Source organism: Bacteroides intestinalis (assembly GCF_003464595.1).
Lineage (GTDB): Bacteria > Bacteroidota > Bacteroidia > Bacteroidales > Bacteroidaceae > Bacteroides > Bacteroides intestinalis_A.
The window spans coordinates 461,941-477,240 of sequence record NZ_QRZF01000002.1 but is presented as its reverse complement, the minus strand read 5'-3'; the positions used below and the strand labels follow the sequence as shown (position 1 = coordinate 477,240).

Below are 15,300 nucleotides of genomic sequence, written 5' to 3'. Positions count from 1 at the left end.
TTATTCAAGTTTCAGTCGCCTGCCTCAGCAGCAGACGCCAATAAAAAGACAAACGTCGTGCCAAAATGTTCAGAGAGGTTGTAATTTTACAGGTTGGCAGAAAGGCTGTCAGTTTGGCAGAATATATATCCTTTTTTCTGTCGAAAATTACCATTTGTTAATCGCTCCTTCAGGTAAAAGCACTACTTTTGTCGGCGAAAAAAGTTAAAATAGAATGGAAAGAGATAGCATTGATTTTAAAAACACAGACATCGCGGCACTGTTCCGCAAACTATTACTCCCTACCGTACTGGGGATGATCTTTTCTGCATTATTTGTCATTACGGACGGGATATTCGTTGGAAAAGGTATTGGCAGTGATGCCCTGGCAGCAGTAAATATAGTAGCTCCACTCTGGTTATTCTCCACCGGCGTCGGATTAATGTTTGGTGTAGGGGCATCCGTTGTGGCATCTATTCATTTATCACACGGAAAAGTAAAAGCTGCCCGCATCAACATCACGCAGTCCATAGCAGTATCTTCACTATTACTGATATGTACCTCTACACTATTTTGCTCATTTGCTCCACAAGTAGTGCACCTTTTAGGTGGTTCCGAGCGTCTGACTCCACTGGCTGTAGAGTATATGTTGTGGTTTGTTCCATTCTCGGTGTTTACCGCTCTGCTTAATTCGGGAATGTTTTTCCTGCGCCTCGATGGGTCACCCAACTTTGCCATGATGTGCAACGTAGTGGCTGCCGTTCTGAACATCATTCTTGATTACCTCTTCATCTTCCCTTTTGGATGGGGTATGTTCGGTGCAGCTATTGCCAGTGCTATTGGTACTACGGTGGGTGCATTGATGATAATCATCTACCTCTCCCGTCGTAAATGTGCCTTGCGCTTTTACCCTGTGAAACTCACTCGTAAAAGCATGCAGCTGACCCGCCGTAACATAGGATACATGTGCCGTCTGGGATCTTCTGCATTCCTGTGCGAAGTAGCTATTGCCTGCATGATGTTCGTCGGAAATATAGTATTTATCCATTATTTGCAAGAAGAAGGCGTAGCAGCGTTCAGTATCGCGTGTTACTTCTTTCCTATTATATTTATGGTGTATAATGCCATTGCACAATCCGCCCAACCCATTATCAGCTATAACCACGGACTACATCAAACAGCCCGCGTCCGCCGTGCCTATTTGCTGGCACTAAAAACAGCCATCGGTTGCGGTGCTATTTTTGCATTCATAACCGCCCTGTTCAGTTCAGAGATTGTTTCCATGTTCATCGACCGCAGTTACCCGGCTTATGAGATAGCCAGCAAAGGACTTCCTTTGTATGCTACCGGCTTCATTTTCTTTGCCATCAATATCGTATCTATCGGATATTTTCAAAGTGTGGAGCGGGCACGTTATGCCACTATCATTACCTTATTACGTGGGTTCGTTCTACTAACGGCTTGCTTCTTTGGACTTCCCCTGCTCTTTGGTAACCCGGGCATTTGGCTGGCAACTCCCTTGGCAGAGTTACTAACTACCCTTTTCATTCTTATTATTTATATAAAAGCGAAAAGGGAGCGCAAAAAAAATATAGTATCTTTGCCACATGGAAACGATGATAAAGAAATTCTGCCAAAGATACAGACTTCCGGAAAAAAGCCTGCATGAACTTTTGTCACACATGACAGAATATCATTTCGGTAAAGGAGAATTAATAGTGAAAGATGGAGAACGAAATACCAACTTCTACATTCTCAAGAAAGGTATTTGGCGTGCTTATTATATGATAGACGGAACAGAAAGTTCTCTCTGGTTTGCCGGAACAGGTGAAATAGCCTTTTCATCCTGGGGATATGTCAATAATGAAATTTCACAGGTAAACATCGAATCTGTGAATGAAAGTACTGCTTACTGTATTGCCAAACCGGATTTAGAAGAGCTCTTCAATAGTTCCATAGAGTTATCCAACTTAGGTCGAAAAATCTTTGAACAGGAAATTCTATTCATTGACAGCTATACATTGGCATATGGTACTCCAAGTGCCACAGAGCGTTATCTAACCTTGATGGAAGAGAACCCGGAATTATTGCAATATGTTCCGCTGAAACATCTGGCATCGTATCTATACATTACTCCACAGTCATTGAGTAGAATACGGGCAGGGTTAAAAAGAAGAAGATAAACCCATAAAACCATTATAGGTTTAACCACTTCTTCACCCTACCAACTCCATACCTGAACCGTGTCAAGTCCGTACCTGCTCCGTACATTCTCCACTCAGAGGTACCTTTATACGGAGAAGATACGGAGCAGGTACGGACTTGACACGGCTCGGGTACGGACTTGATATGTTTCAGGTATGAATCGGACACCATAAAAAAAAGATATAAAACAGTACTCATATGGATATAAATCAGATTATTGATCATATAGGCAAACTCCCGGAAGCGTCAAAGAATACGTTGAAAGAGATTATTTCTGAGGTTACTTATCCCAAAGGACACATTTTATTTAAAGCAGATAAAGTGGAAACCAAGGTGTACTTCATCAAGAAAGGAATTGTCCGCGCCTATACTGAGTTAGCTGACAACGAGATTACATTCTGGTTCGGACGCGAAGGCGACACAGTAGTTTCAATGAAAAGTTATGTATCCAACCAAAGAGGCTATGAGAATATAGAGCTTCTGGAGGAATGTGAACTATACGAGATGAAGAAACAATCCTTGCATGAACTATTCGGCAAAGACATACACATTGCTAATTGGGGAAGAGAATTTGCAGAACAGGAACTGCTAAAAACAGAGGAAAGATTTATCGGCAGACAATTCAAAACATCTCTGGAACGTTATAGGGACCTGATGAATCACACTCCTGATCTGCTGCAAAGAGTACAATTAGGCTATATAGCTTCTTATCTCGGCATCACCCAAGTCAGCTTAAGCCGTATCCGGGCCAAATTCAGGTAAATCACTTTTTATCATTTGTTAAATAACAAATCAAAACAATTCATGAACTTTGCACACAAAAAATAAAAGTTATGAGTTGGATATATTTGATTGTAGCCGGGTTGTTCGAAGTAGCATTTACATCGTGCATGGGCAAGGTAAAAGAAACAACAGGCAGTGAAATGTACTGGTGGTTCACCGGTTTCTTAATATCTATGAGTATCAGTATGTTTTTACTGATAAAAGCAACCCAAGCCCTGCCTATTGGTACGGCTTATGCCGTATGGACAGGAATAGGTGCAGTGGGAACTGTATTAGCAGGCATACTGATATTCAAAGAGCCTGCTACCGTATGGAGATTACTTTTCATTGTAACGTTGATCGGTTCGATCATCGGTTTAAAAGTTGTTTCTCATTAAAACTAAAAAACGGGATGTCAATTAGATATTGACATCCCGTTTTTCTATATTCAGTTTTTACGGATTACTTCTTCACCAACACCATCACCAGCGTATTGTCTGCATCATAAAGCCCGATACCACCGCCTGCCAGTTTACCGAAAGACTTTACTTCATTCAGCGCTTTCATCACGCGGCCTTCTACTTCCATATCCGGACAAGCCATCATCGTACTGATAAGCTGCGGGAAAGAGATAGCAGAGGAATTCTCATTATCTGCAACAAATCCACCGTTAATAAGATTACAACCGGCATTACCGTGTATTCTCTTCTCCGAAAGATTAAATTCAATGAACGGTTGCTTCTCCATACCTTCGGGAATGGCCTGGCCACCGGCTTCAGAAATCATCCACTTACCACTCAAATCTGATAATTTCACTGTAGGGGCTTTCTTTTGTAATACAATAATAGGACGATTGGACGAACCGCACAAGGCTATGTTCTCCTTGCCCAACTTTTTATATTTCTTCACTTGTCCTAAAGCTGACAATACATTTTGTTCCAGAGTCATATCCGGACAAGCCATGCGTGTACTTGCCATGGCACCGAGATCAATCGTACCGGGTTTAGCATTCACATCAAACGAACCCATCATACGGTTGCAACCACTGTTACCGAATACTTTTCCGGTAGTTGTATCAAAACCGATAAAAGGGAATTCCTGATTAGGAGCAGGCACTACAGCAGCACCATTTATTTCAATAATATTCCATTCACCACTGATGGAAGATAATGTCGCAGCATCCTTGGACGAGCGACAAGATGACAGAGCTACCAAAACCCCTGCCATACAGAGAGAAACTAAAACTTTCTTCATTGTTATTCGTTGTTTAAGTTAATTTTACGGGGCAAATATAGTGCAAACCGGGCGTATAAGCAAATTTATTTGCAGGATGCCGGGGTATAGCCTATATTCGTAGTAAGAAAATATATGTAAAATAACCCAAATACAAGCCATTTGTTTAGAAATAGAAGCTTTTTCTGAAAAGTATTTAGTGGGATTTTAATGTTTATCTGCGAATTAAATCCTATATTTGCTCACCAATAAAAAAGAGGTTCCCTGATGAGGGAAACGTACTTTTTATAATGAAATGGAGACGGAAAGATTCCGTCCTTTAGTTTATAATTTGTAACTCGTAATTTGTTATTAAAAGAAATGGGTAAAGTTCTTATTATCGGTGCAGGCGGTGTAGGTACCGTCGTTGCGCACAAGGTGGCTCAAAATCCGGATGTATTCACTGAGATTATGATTGCCAGCCGCACAAAGTCCAAATGCGACGCTATCGTAAAAGCAATCGGTAACCCTAACATCCGGACCGCACAGGTGGATGCCGACAATGTGGATGAACTGGTAGCTCTCTTTAATAGCTTCAAACCCGAAATCGTCATAAACGTAGCACTCCCTTATCAGGATCTTACCATTATGGAAGCATGCCTCAAAAGCGGAGTCAATTACCTGGACACTGCCAACTATGAACCGAAAGATGTGGCTCACTTTGAATACAGTTGGCAATGGGCATACAAGAAACGTTTTGAGGATGCCGGACTGACCGCTATCCTGGGTTGCGGTTTCGACCCGGGTGTAAGTGGCATTTATACTGCCTATGCCGCCAAGCATTATTTTGATGAAATGCAGTATCTGGATATTGTAGACTGTAATGCGGGCAATCATCACAAGGCATTTGCCACGAATTTCAATCCGGAAATCAACATCCGTGAGATCACACAGAACGGACGTTATTACGAAAATGGAGAATGGGTAACTACTCAACCTCTGGAAATCCATAAAGATCTGACGTACCCGAATATCGGACCACGTGACTCTTATCTTTTATATCACGAAGAACTGGAATCTTTGGTGAAAAACTTCCCAACCATTAAACGTGCACGTTTCTGGATGACTTTCGGTCAGGAATATCTGACCCACCTGCGAGTAATCCAAAATATTGGTATGGCACGCATCGACGAAGTGGATTATAACGGAGTGAAGATTGTTCCGTTGCAATTCCTGAAAGCCGTATTGCCCAACCCGCAAGACCTGGGTGAAAATTACGAAGGGGAAACTTCCATCGGTTGCCGTATCCGTGGTCTGAAAGATGGTAAAGAACGTACTTACTACGTTTATAATAATTGCAGCCACCAGGAAGCCTATAAGGAAACCGGTATGCAAGGGGTAAGCTATACAACAGGTGTTCCTGCCATGATAGGTGCCATGATGTTCCTCAAAGGATTATGGAAAAAACCGGGAGTATGGAACGTGGAAGAGTTTAATCCGGACCCGTTCATGGAACAATTAAACAAACAAGGATTGCCGTGGCATGAGGTGTTTGATAAAGATTTGGAAGTATAAATCTTCATTCTTATTTTTTTATTTTTAATTTAAATGCACTATGCAAGTCGGAGATAAAGCGCCCGAAGTACTGGGCATCAATGAAAAAGGCGAAGAAATCCGCCTCAGCGACTATAAAGGAAAAAAGATAGTTCTTTATTTCTATCCTAAAGATATGACTTCGGGATGTACGGCACAGGCCTGCAACCTGCGTGATAACTATTCTGAACTACGCAAAGCCGGTTACGAGGTAATTGGTGTAAGCGTGGATAATGAAAAGTCGCACCAGAAATTTATAGAGAAAAACAATCTACCCTTTCCACTGATTGCAGATACGGACAAGAAACTCGTAGAGCAATTCGGAGTATGGGGAGAAAAAAGTATGTATGGACGTAAGTATATGGGTACTTTCCGCACCACCTTCATTATTAATGAAGAAGGGGTGATAGAGCGAATTATCACGCCGAAGGAAGTAAAAACCAAAGACCACGCCGCACAAATCCTGTAAGGTACGATTTGAAGATTTACGATTGAAGTTAGATATTGTGAGGTAAACTAAAATCGTAAATCGCTAAATAAATACCGTAAAATAGTAGAATTGTAAATAAACTAATTTGAATCGTAATTCGTAAAATCGTAAACATAAAGATGGCAAAGAAAGACGAACTTAATTTTGAGAACGAAAATAAAATAGCACCAAGCGAAAAGCTGAAAGCTTTGCAGGCAGCTATGGACAAGATAGAAAAGAGCTTCGGCAAGGGTTCTATCATGAAAATGGGAGACGAAAGCGTCGAACAAGTAGAAGTAATCCCCTCGGGCTCTATCGGACTGAATGTAGCACTTGGCGTTGGCGGCTATCCCCGCGGACGTATCATTGAAATTTACGGTCCGGAATCTTCCGGTAAAACGACTCTGGCTATCCATGCCATTGCCGAAGCACAAAAAGCAGGTGGCATTGCCGCATTTATTGATGCAGAACATGCATTCGACCGTTTTTATGCTGCCAAGTTGGGTGTAGATGTAGACAATCTATTGATTTCTCAACCGGACAATGGAGAACAAGCTCTGGAAATCGCAGAACAACTGATCCGTTCTTCTGCAATCGATATTATCGTCGTGGACTCTGTAGCTGCTCTGACTCCAAAAGCAGAAATCGAAGGTGACATGGGTGACAATAAGGTTGGTTTGCAGGCACGTCTGATGTCTCAGGCATTGCGTAAACTGACAGCAGCCGTAAGCAAGACACGTACCACATGTATCTTCATCAATCAGTTGCGTGAAAAGATTGGTGTTATGTTTGGTAATCCTGAAACAACTACCGGTGGTAATGCCTTGAAGTTCTACGCTTCAGTACGTCTGGATATTCGCGGAAGCCAAGCTATCAAGAATGGTGACGAAGTATTAGGTAAGCAAACTAAAGTAAAAGTAGTGAAGAATAAAGTGGCACCTCCTTTCCGTAGAGCAGAATTTGATATCATGTTCGGTGAAGGTATTTCCCGCGCCGGTGAAATCATTGATCTGGGTGCAGATTTGGGTATCATCAAGAAAAGCGGTTCCTGGTTCAGCTATAATGAAACGAAACTGGCACAGGGACGTGATGCAGCCAAACAAGTGGTTGCCGATAATCCGGAACTGGCAGAAGAACTGGAAGGATTGATTTTCGAGGCACTTAGAAAGGACAAGTAATCTCACAATAAAGGGGGAACCGGAATCGGCTCCCCCTTTTCAACAAACTATTTACACCTATCAGCAGATGGCCTCATTCCAGGTCTTCCAAACGCTTTTCAAGCATCTCCATGCTTTCCTCAAATCGTTTCCAAGTATCAGCATCCATCTGTTTCTTTAAATATTCGCTATCTTTCAACTTACCTAAGTCTTTCAAACTTTTCAATCCTTTCAGGCTTTCCAGACTTTTTAAGCTTTCCAGACTCTTTAAACCTTCCAAGCCTTGTAAACCCTCTAATCCTTGCAAGCTTTCTAATCCTTGCAGACCATCCAAAACGCCCAAATCGGCCAAATCAAGAGTACCATCTACGATACGATATACATTCCCTCCCTCATTCATACTTGTATTCTGATACATCATGATATTCTGAATATCCTTTAAAGTCATTTCGCCTTCCAGATAAACAAACTTCAAGTTGGCAGCACCATCAATAATCATAATCAGCTCTTTTACTTTATCCCCTTTCCTATTGATATAAAATTCGGAACTGGATACGGTGCCTTTCTGCTTCATCAGCAACTCATATTTAGAGGACTGCACCAATGCACGCAAATCCTTACGCATGTCTTTCTTGATATTGCTATCCATCGTAGAAAGAATCTGCACACAATCCAATTTACCGGATACCTTTCCTATATAGATATCTTTCGTAAACAGGTTAGGATTCATTTCAATCATCGCCTTTGAGATATAAACGGAGGAGACGCCCTTCATATCATTGTAGGTGTTGAATATATTTTTCTGCGCCTGGCAGAGCAGGGGTAACATCAGCAACACACCTGCCAATAAAATCTTGTTGAGTTTCATAATCATTTATCTTTGTATTTCTTTTTTTATTTCCTGATTTACTTTCTTCATATCAACCTGCGTCTCCTTCACCTGAGCAATGCCTTGGTTCAAATTGGTAGAAACTTCCATCAAAGTAGCTTGCAGCACCTGATAAGCTTCTTCCGGATCAGAGAATGTATCTTGCGGTGTAGGCGGACACACCCCTCTTCCGAGATTTTCGACCCCATACCCTATACCTATAATCACCAATATGGTAGCTGCAACACTTCCAATCCAGCGCCAGTTGCGTTTGGACTTGTTAGGACTGAAGAACCGTTGCTCCTCCTCAGCCTTTTCATCAATCAGCAGGCTTAGTTTATCCCCCAGCCCCTCAGGAACTTCCACATCTCTATTTGCATCCTGGTAAAGGCTAAGAAAAATTTCTTTATCCTTCTGCAGATGTTCAGGTACTTCCGTTGTTCTGAAATAATCTCTCAACGCCTCTTCCTGGCTCTCGGTAGTGTTCCCCTCGTAAAACTCGGCGAGCAGCCTTTCAATTTCCTCGACTTTCATAGTTATTCCATTTATTAAATTCCTCACGTATTCTTTTCCTTGCCCGGGACAGCAGTACACGGACATTTGTAGAATTCAACCCGGTCACTTGTTCTATCTCTTCGTAAGAGCATCCTTTGACGTCACGCAGGTTCACAATCCGTTGCTGCTGTTCGGGCAAGTGGGCAATGATATCTTTTACTTGCCGTACTTCATCGCGCACTTCCAGGTTATCACTTTGAGAAACATCCTGCGCAGCAGTCAATTCTACCGTTTGCCTGGATAAGACATATTTTCCTGAACGAAGCAAATCAAAGCACATATTCTTTACCAAAGTGACACTGAACGCTTCCGGATTGCTGATAACCGTCAATCCTTCTCGCTTGTCCCATAGCTTCAGATAGGCTTCCTGAACCAGATCCTCCGCATCGGCCGCATTCTCCAGTAGCCGATAGGCTACACAGTACAGCTTGCGGTGGTAAGGCAGAAACTCATTTTTAAAACTTTCAGCATCCATGGGCTTTTTCTGTATCTCAATCCTGTTATTTTTTGTATCTATTTGTTAGACGTAAAGGAACGGAACTTTGTTACAAAGGAAATGAATTTTATAAAAAAAATGCGGCAAAAGAAAAAAACTTTTGCCGCACACCTTATTAACAAGTGGTTTCTTTAGAACCAATAAATATATGCCAGAGTACTTACGCTGATTGTAATCCACAGCAACACACCCTGAATAAGCGGTTTGATGCCCACTGCCTTTAATACATCACGTGAAAGGGAAGCTCCGATAAAGAACAGAGTAATGGTCAATGTCTTTCTGGCCAAACTGTTGATCCCCTCTCCTATCATAATTCCGGCTTCCGAGGAACTCAGCACATACGTATTGAATACCATAGCCAGAATGAAGAAGAAAATAAACCAGGGAATACTGATTTTCTGTCCCTTACTCTTAAAGACGAAAGAAGTAATCAATGCCAGAGGAATAATCCACAAAGCACGTGTCAATTTAATAGTAGTAGCTATTTGCAGCGCTTCTTCGCCATAAGCAGCACCGGCACCCACTACAGAACTCGTATCATGTATAGCAATTGCTGCCCATGTTCCAAATTCCTGCTGGCTCATATCCAGGGCATGGCCAATAACCGGAAAGATAAACAGTGCAATAGCATTCAGAATAAAGATAGTTCCTAATGCTACGGACATCTCTGTATCTTTCGCTCTCAGCACAGGGCCTACTGCGGCAATGGCACTACCGCCACAAATAGCCGTACCGGAACTGATAAGATAGGAAGTATCACGATCTACTTTTAAAAATTTACGACCGATAAACCAACCGATCAGCATGGTACCCACTACTGAAATAATAGTGAACTCCATTCCTTCTTTGCCGGAAGCCAGAGATGCCTGGAGATTCATTCCGAAACCCAGTCCTACCACTGAATATTGCAAAAGATATTTAGATACTTTCTTATTGAACTTTGGATGTGCCTGCCCACTCGACAAAGCAAAAATTAATCCCAGAAACAAGGCGACAGGAGGTGTCACCCAAGTAGAATAACCGGGAATATAATCCAATAATAAGAAAGCTGATAAAAGCACTACTAAAGACACATAAGTAATTTTGTTCTTCCGTTGAAGATACGCCAGAGTACTTACACTCGCAGTTTGAATTGAAGCCATAATTTTTCTTGTATATCAATATTTATATTATTTCTGTTTTCGGGTGCAAAGGTAGGCTTCTTTACCTATATACACCAATTGTATCTATTTATGTGCTATAACTTGTTGTTATGGTGTGTAGCAAACTGCATAAAGACTTGGGAGAGCCCACTCTCCTGTCCCTGGGGTTGTGCAAAACTAAATTCACGAAGCATAGCCATATCTCTTATTTCGACAACACGCAACTGTCCGGCATAGAGTTCACGGGTAATGGAGCGAATGGAAACAATCCCCATACAATCAGTATGTTCCAAAAAAAGTTTAATACTTTCCGTACTGCCCAGATACATTAAAACCTGAAGAGACGATAACTTTATATTATGTTGCAATAATGCCCTCTCAAAAACATCCAATGTACCCGATCCCCTTTCACGAAGCACCAAAGGAATATGAAGCAGTTCTTCGGGAGTAATTTCTTCGCCGACCTGCAGTTTACTTCCCGTGCGTATCACAGCCACCAGTTCATCTTCAAGAAAAGTTGTGTATTTCAAATTGGGTAAGCGAAAAACGCCTTCCACCAGTCCCAGATCAATGCGGTGCTCCTGTAAAGCAGCTTCTATCTCGCGTGAATTACCATTCATCAGCGAAAGGTTTACTTGGGGGAATTTCTTAATGAAACTGGCAAGTAATGGCGGCAAGACGTATTGAGCAATTGTAGTACTGGCCCCCAAACGCAGTTCTCCCGTATATTCGTTATGCAGCAGATGCATTTCATATTCCAGTCGCTTATAATCTTCCAGGATACGCCCACAATGCTCCAGCAGCAACTTACCAGCTTCCGTCAAGCTGATTTTACTACCTTGCCTATCAAACAGACGCGCCTGATAGGTACTCTCCAACTCTTGTATATGCTTTGTAATGGCAGGCTGACTGACAAACAACTCTTGCGAAGCCTTCGTGAAACTCAGATTCTTCGCCACAGATTGAAATACTTTTAATCGAAAATCAGACACGGAGTTAGTGATTAAGGATTAATAATAGGTGATTAATAACAGGACTATTCCAATTCTTCGGCTTTAATGCCTAACGCACGCATCATGGAATAACCCAATAAATCCCATTTACAACCAAGAGGACGAGTAGGTTCATCCATATTGAAAAGGAAAACTTCTTTTGATTTTTCCGGATCAGCTTCCCTTAGATGCTCCTCAAGAACCTCCATAAGTTTAGCACCGTAATCATCTATAAACGGAACCAGCATAAGACGCTTCACATCAGCAGAATCAAGTGCAATATTCAGCAGATCAAGATAGAGGTTCGCCCGGGAAACAAGTCCCTCAGAAGATACAGAAGTGAATGAAAACTCACCTAACTGATTTGTAAACCCTACCCCATTTAGATCTTTATTCAAATCTGCAGGATCACAATGAAGCAATTTATCAGTCTGCCCATCATGTACAAAAAGTACTCCGATATTGTTTTCTTTATCACGAACACCAGAATCGAGTGCCAGATAAGAAGCCCATTCTTCCACATAGATATTCTGCAAGGGGCGTCCCAACTGTAATTCAAAGTATCTCTTTAAGTCCTTAACCACATCATTGAAATATGCTACATCCACCAGTATCACATTCTCTGCGAACTTTACATCTTCTGCCATAATATATTCTATTCTATTTTTTGAGGGATAAAGATACGATAATCCTTTTAGCCCTGCATAAAATTTATTCAAAAATTAAACGATACGAGGAGAAGTCGGCAAGTTAACTTCCTTTCTTTCCCAGCATGGGCAAGACGATGATCTTGTACATTGGCACCACATACGGATGATAAATATTTACACAACAATATATTTGTGAGATCAGTCGCATACTTAGGGTATCTCAGTATGATACTTAGGGTACTTCAGTATGATACTGAGACTACCTCAGTCGTATACTGAGATATCATCATTATAATACATCTGATAATCAGTTGTTTAGCAAACACCCTTTCAGTATCAAGAAATTAAGACAAATAAGTTGTTTAAAATAATAAATTATTTCCTTTCTGTACAATTTTGAAGTAACCTTGCCACTATATCATCTTAGTTTCGGCAAAAGTTATATAGACAACACACGTAGACATTTTGTCACTATTATTCACCTATTAACTGTAATTTTGTCATAAATAGGCTATTGGCAAATCTTTTGCGCCCGTTTAGGTGTTATTGAAAATGAAAAATAGAAAGGAGATATAAGATATGAACTTTAACAATTTTACCATTAAATCGCAAGAGGCTGTGCAAGAAGCACTGAACCTGGCCAAAAGCCGTGGACAGCAAGCCATCGAACCGGTTCATGTAATGCAGGGAGTAATGAAGGTAGGCGAAAACGTCACTAACTTCATCTTCCAGAAGCTGGGCATGAATGGTCAACAGATTGCACTTGTACTTGACAAACAAACTGACTCTTTACCCAAAGTTTCGGGCGGAGAACCTTACTTGAGTCGCGAAACAAATGAGGTATTCCAGAAAGCGACCCAATATTCCAAAGAAATGGGTGACGAGTTTGTTTCACTGGAGCATCTGCTGCTGGCATTGCTCACTGTAAAAAGTACCGTTTCCACCATCCTGAAAGATGCAGGAATGACGGAACGTGAACTTCGTAATGCCATCACCGAGTTGCGTAAAGGAGAAAAAGTGACTTCACAATCCAGCGAAGACACCTATCAGTCACTTGAAAAGTATGCTATCAACCTGAACGAAGCCGCCCGAAGCGGTAAGCTCGACCCTGTTATCGGTCGTGATGAAGAAATCCGGCGTGTATTGCAGATTCTGAGCCGTCGTACCAAAAACAACCCTATATTAATAGGTGAACCGGGTACCGGTAAGACTGCCATTGTAGAAGGACTTGCCCACCGTATTCTGCGCGGCGATGTACCTGAAAACCTGAAGAATAAACAAGTTTATTCACTGGATATGGGAGCATTGGTTGCCGGTGCTAAATATAAAGGTGAGTTCGAGGAACGTTTAAAAGCTGTTATTAATGAGGTGAAGAAATCAGAAGGAGACATAATTCTCTTTATTGATGAAATCCACACTTTGGTTGGTGCCGGAAAAGGTGAAGGTGCTATGGATGCCGCCAACATCCTGAAACCTGCACTGGCTCGTGGCGAACTGAGAAGTATCGGTGCAACTACCCTCGATGAGTATCAGAAGTACTTTGAAAAGGACAAAGCATTGGAACGCCGCTTTCAGATAGTGTATGTTAATGAGCCGGATACGCTGAGTACCATCTCCATCCTGCGTGGTCTGAAGGAGCGTTATGAAAATCACCACCATGTACGGATTAAAGACGATGCCATCATTGCCGCCGTGGAGTTGAGTAACCGCTATATCACAGATCGTTTCTTACCGGATAAGGCTATCGACCTGATGGACGAAGCCGCTGCTAAGTTGCGTATGGAAGTAGATTCCGTACCGGAAGAGTTGGATGAAATTTCCCGCAAGATCAAACAGCTGGAGATTGAGCGCGAAGCCATTAAACGTGAAAACGATAAACCGAAACTGGAACAAATCGGCAAGGAACTTGCCGAACTGAAAGAACAGGAAAAATCGCACAAAGCGAAATGGCAAAGTGAAAAGACATTGGTCAACAGGATACAACAGAATAAGGTTGAAATCGAAAACCTGAAATTTGAAGCTGATAAGGCGGAACGTGAAGGTGACTACGGCAAAGTAGCCGAAATCCGTTACGGTAAGCTACAAGCTTTGAACAAGGAAATCGAAGATACTCAAAAAGAACTTCACATGATGCAAGGCGATAAAGCCATGATTAAGGAAGAAGTAGACGCTGAGGATATTGCAGATGTTGTATCCCGTTGGACAGGTATTCCGGTCAGCAAGATGTTGCAAAGTGAAAAAGACAAATTGTTGCATCTGGAAGATGAACTCCACCAACGTGTGATTGGGCAGGACGAAGCTATCGAAGCTGTCGCTGATGCTGTACGCCGTAGCCGTGCCGGTCTGCAAGATCCGAAACGCCCGATTGGTTCATTTATCTTCCTCGGTACTACCGGTGTTGGTAAGACGGAACTTGCCAAGGCTCTTGCCGAGTTCCTCTTCGATGATGAGTCCATGATGACGCGTATCGATATGAGTGAATATCAGGAAAAGCATAGTGTTTCTCGTCTGGTCGGAGCGCCTCCGGGATATGTAGGTTACGATGAAGGTGGCCAGTTGACCGAAGCTATCCGCCGTAAGCCCTATTCAGTCGTACTGTTCGACGAAATAGAGAAAGCACATCCGGATGTATTCAATATCTTACTTCAAGTATTGGACGACGGACGCCTGACGGATAACAAAGGACGTATGGTAAATTTCAAGAATACCATCATTATCATGACATCTAACATGGGTAGTGCTTATATCCAAAGTCAGATGGAAAAGCTGAATGGTGCCAACAAGGAACAGGTAATTGAGGAAACAAAGAAGGAAGTGATGAATATGTTGAAGAAAACTATTCGCCCGGAATTCCTGAACCGTATCGATGAAACAATCATGTTCCTGCCGCTGACTGAAAGCGAAATCAAGCAGATTGTGGTACTCCAGATAAAAGGTGTACAAAAGATGCTTGCCCAAAATGGCGTGGAATTGATATTGACGGAAGGAGCCATAGAATTCCTGACGAAGGTAGGATATGATCCGGAGTTTGGTGCTCGTCCCGTAAAACGGGCTATCCAACATTACTTGCTGAATGACTTGTCGAAGAAACTATTATCTCAAGAAGTAGATCGTAGCAAGCCGATTACAGTAGATGCCAGTGGTGAAGAGTTGGTATTTAGAAATTAAACCTAAAAAACGGAGATAAAAAAGGCTGTCTTGTTTCTGGATGAAATGTACT

General features: G+C 42.0%; 15 protein-coding genes. 8 read left to right on the top strand and 7 right to left on the bottom strand.

Annotation, left to right across the window (positions count from 1 at the left end):
* Nucleotides 1-214: 214 nt before the first annotated feature.
* The 4 genes from DWW10_RS04540 to DWW10_RS04520 all read left to right on the top strand — a co-directional run bounded on the left by DWW10_RS04540 (nucleotide 215) and on the right by DWW10_RS04520 (nucleotide 3,344).
* On the top strand, nucleotides 215-1,648 hold the full coding sequence (locus tag DWW10_RS04540; RefSeq protein ID WP_022391547.1) for an MATE family efflux transporter: 1,434 nt from the start codon (nucleotides 215-217) through the stop codon (nucleotides 1,646-1,648).
* Nucleotides 1,587-2,162: a Crp/Fnr family transcriptional regulator gene (locus tag DWW10_RS04535; RefSeq protein WP_022391546.1), complete on the top strand. Its 576-nt coding sequence runs from the start codon at nucleotides 1,587-1,589 to the stop codon at nucleotides 2,160-2,162. The genes DWW10_RS04540 and DWW10_RS04535 overlap by 62 nt, the downstream gene beginning before the upstream one ends.
* Nucleotides 2,163-2,382: 220 nt before the next feature.
* Entirely contained in the window at nucleotides 2,383-2,946 is a 564-nt protein-coding gene (locus DWW10_RS04525; protein WP_007665632.1) for a Crp/Fnr family transcriptional regulator, read from the top strand.
* A 71-nt stretch (nucleotides 2,947-3,017) separates the two neighbouring features.
* Nucleotides 3,018-3,344, top strand: a complete 327-nt coding sequence (locus DWW10_RS04520; protein WP_007665635.1) for a DMT family transporter — start codon at nucleotides 3,018-3,020, stop codon at nucleotides 3,342-3,344.
* A 64-nt stretch (nucleotides 3,345-3,408) separates the two neighbouring features.
* Here the strand turns inward: DWW10_RS04520 and DWW10_RS04515 are convergent, their stop codons facing one another.
* Complete coding sequence (locus DWW10_RS04515) at nucleotides 3,409-4,200, bottom strand: META domain-containing protein (RefSeq protein WP_022391545.1); 792 nt, start codon at nucleotides 4,198-4,200, stop codon at nucleotides 3,409-3,411.
* Nucleotides 4,201-4,539: 339 nt separating this feature from the next.
* On the opposite strand from DWW10_RS04515, the gene DWW10_RS04510 reads away from it, so the two are divergent.
* The 3 genes from DWW10_RS04510 (at nucleotide 4,540) to recA (ending at nucleotide 7,398) form a co-directional block, all read left to right on the top strand.
* Nucleotides 4,540-5,733: a saccharopine dehydrogenase family protein gene (locus DWW10_RS04510; protein WP_022391544.1), complete on the top strand. Its 1,194-nt coding sequence runs from the start codon at nucleotides 4,540-4,542 to the stop codon at nucleotides 5,731-5,733.
* A gap of 40 nt (nucleotides 5,734-5,773) precedes the next feature.
* The gene (gene bcp, locus DWW10_RS04505) at nucleotides 5,774-6,220 is read left to right on the top strand and encodes a thioredoxin-dependent thiol peroxidase (RefSeq protein ID WP_007215901.1); all 447 of its coding nucleotides are present in this window, start codon (nucleotides 5,774-5,776) and stop codon (nucleotides 6,218-6,220) included.
* Nucleotides 6,221-6,360: 140 nt separating this feature from the next.
* Nucleotides 6,361-7,398 (top strand): recombinase RecA, encoded by a 1,038-nt coding sequence (recA, locus tag DWW10_RS04500; RefSeq protein ID WP_022391543.1) that lies wholly within the window; start codon nucleotides 6,361-6,363, stop codon nucleotides 7,396-7,398.
* A 73-nt stretch (nucleotides 7,399-7,471) separates the two neighbouring features.
* Here recA and DWW10_RS04495 read toward each other — a convergent pair whose 3' ends face one another.
* The 6 genes from DWW10_RS04495 to DWW10_RS04470 form a co-directional block, all read right to left on the bottom strand.
* Nucleotides 7,472-8,245 carry a DUF4252 domain-containing protein gene (locus DWW10_RS04495; RefSeq protein WP_022391542.1) on the bottom strand — a complete coding sequence of 258 codons (774 nt, stop codon included), beginning with the start codon at nucleotides 8,243-8,245 and terminating at the stop codon, nucleotides 7,472-7,474.
* Between the two features lie 6 nt (nucleotides 8,246-8,251).
* On the bottom strand, nucleotides 8,252-8,779 hold the full coding sequence (locus DWW10_RS04490) for a hypothetical protein (protein ID WP_022391541.1): 528 nt from the start codon (nucleotides 8,777-8,779) through the stop codon (nucleotides 8,252-8,254).
* The gene (locus tag DWW10_RS04485; RefSeq protein ID WP_007665649.1) at nucleotides 8,760-9,275 is read right to left on the bottom strand and encodes an RNA polymerase sigma factor; all 516 of its coding nucleotides are present in this window, start codon (nucleotides 9,273-9,275) and stop codon (nucleotides 8,760-8,762) included. Before DWW10_RS04485 ends, DWW10_RS04490 begins: the two co-directional genes overlap by 20 nt.
* 152 nt (nucleotides 9,276-9,427) lie before the next feature.
* Nucleotides 9,428-10,438 carry a YeiH family protein gene (locus tag DWW10_RS04480; protein ID WP_118420925.1) on the bottom strand — a complete coding sequence of 337 codons (1,011 nt, stop codon included), beginning with the start codon at nucleotides 10,436-10,438 and terminating at the stop codon, nucleotides 9,428-9,430.
* A 95-nt stretch (nucleotides 10,439-10,533) separates the two neighbouring features.
* Entirely contained in the window at nucleotides 10,534-11,430 is an 897-nt protein-coding gene (locus DWW10_RS04475; protein WP_022391538.1) for a LysR family transcriptional regulator, read from the bottom strand.
* A gap of 44 nt (nucleotides 11,431-11,474) precedes the next feature.
* Complete coding sequence (locus DWW10_RS04470; protein ID WP_022391537.1) at nucleotides 11,475-12,077, bottom strand: DUF6621 family protein; 603 nt, start codon at nucleotides 12,075-12,077, stop codon at nucleotides 11,475-11,477.
* Nucleotides 12,078-12,659: 582 nt separating this feature from the next.
* Here DWW10_RS04470 and clpB point away from each other — a divergent pair.
* A complete protein-coding gene (gene clpB / locus DWW10_RS04465) occupies nucleotides 12,660-15,248 on the top strand; it encodes an ATP-dependent chaperone ClpB (protein WP_022391536.1) in 2,589 nt (862 codons plus the stop codon).
* Nucleotides 15,249-15,300 lie beyond the last annotated feature (52 nt).

Excerpts from the sequence above, each read along its gene's own strand:
- DWW10_RS04495 (WP_022391542.1), bottom strand. The coding sequence starts at position 8,245 with ATGAAACTCAACAAGATTTTATTGGCAGGTGTGTTGCTGATGTTACCC.
- DWW10_RS04485 (WP_007665649.1), bottom strand. The coding sequence starts at position 9,275 with ATGGATGCTGAAAGTTTTAAAAATGAGTTTCTGCCTTACCACCGCAAG.
- DWW10_RS04480 (WP_118420925.1), bottom strand. The coding sequence starts at position 10,438 with ATGGCTTCAATTCAAACTGCGAGTGTAAGTACTCTGGCGTATCTTCAA.
- DWW10_RS04510 (WP_022391544.1), top strand. The coding sequence starts at position 4,540 with ATGGGTAAAGTTCTTATTATCGGTGCAGGCGGTGTAGGTACCGTCGTT.
- DWW10_RS04535 (WP_022391546.1), top strand. The coding sequence starts at position 1,587 with ATGGAAACGATGATAAAGAAATTCTGCCAAAGATACAGACTTCCGGAA.
- bcp (WP_007215901.1), top strand. The coding sequence starts at position 5,774 with ATGCAAGTCGGAGATAAAGCGCCCGAAGTACTGGGCATCAATGAAAAA.
- DWW10_RS04525 (WP_007665632.1), top strand. The coding sequence starts at position 2,383 with ATGGATATAAATCAGATTATTGATCATATAGGCAAACTCCCGGAAGCG.
- DWW10_RS04470 (WP_022391537.1), bottom strand. The coding sequence starts at position 12,077 with ATGGCAGAAGATGTAAAGTTCGCAGAGAATGTGATACTGGTGGATGTA.
- recA (WP_022391543.1), top strand. The coding sequence starts at position 6,361 with ATGGCAAAGAAAGACGAACTTAATTTTGAGAACGAAAATAAAATAGCA.
- DWW10_RS04520 (WP_007665635.1), top strand. The coding sequence starts at position 3,018 with ATGAGTTGGATATATTTGATTGTAGCCGGGTTGTTCGAAGTAGCATTT.
- DWW10_RS04515 (WP_022391545.1), bottom strand. The coding sequence starts at position 4,200 with ATGAAGAAAGTTTTAGTTTCTCTCTGTATGGCAGGGGTTTTGGTAGCT.
- DWW10_RS04540 (WP_022391547.1), top strand. The coding sequence starts at position 215 with ATGGAAAGAGATAGCATTGATTTTAAAAACACAGACATCGCGGCACTG.
- clpB (WP_022391536.1), top strand. The coding sequence starts at position 12,660 with ATGAACTTTAACAATTTTACCATTAAATCGCAAGAGGCTGTGCAAGAA.
- DWW10_RS04490 (WP_022391541.1), bottom strand. The coding sequence starts at position 8,779 with ATGAAAGTCGAGGAAATTGAAAGGCTGCTCGCCGAGTTTTACGAGGGG.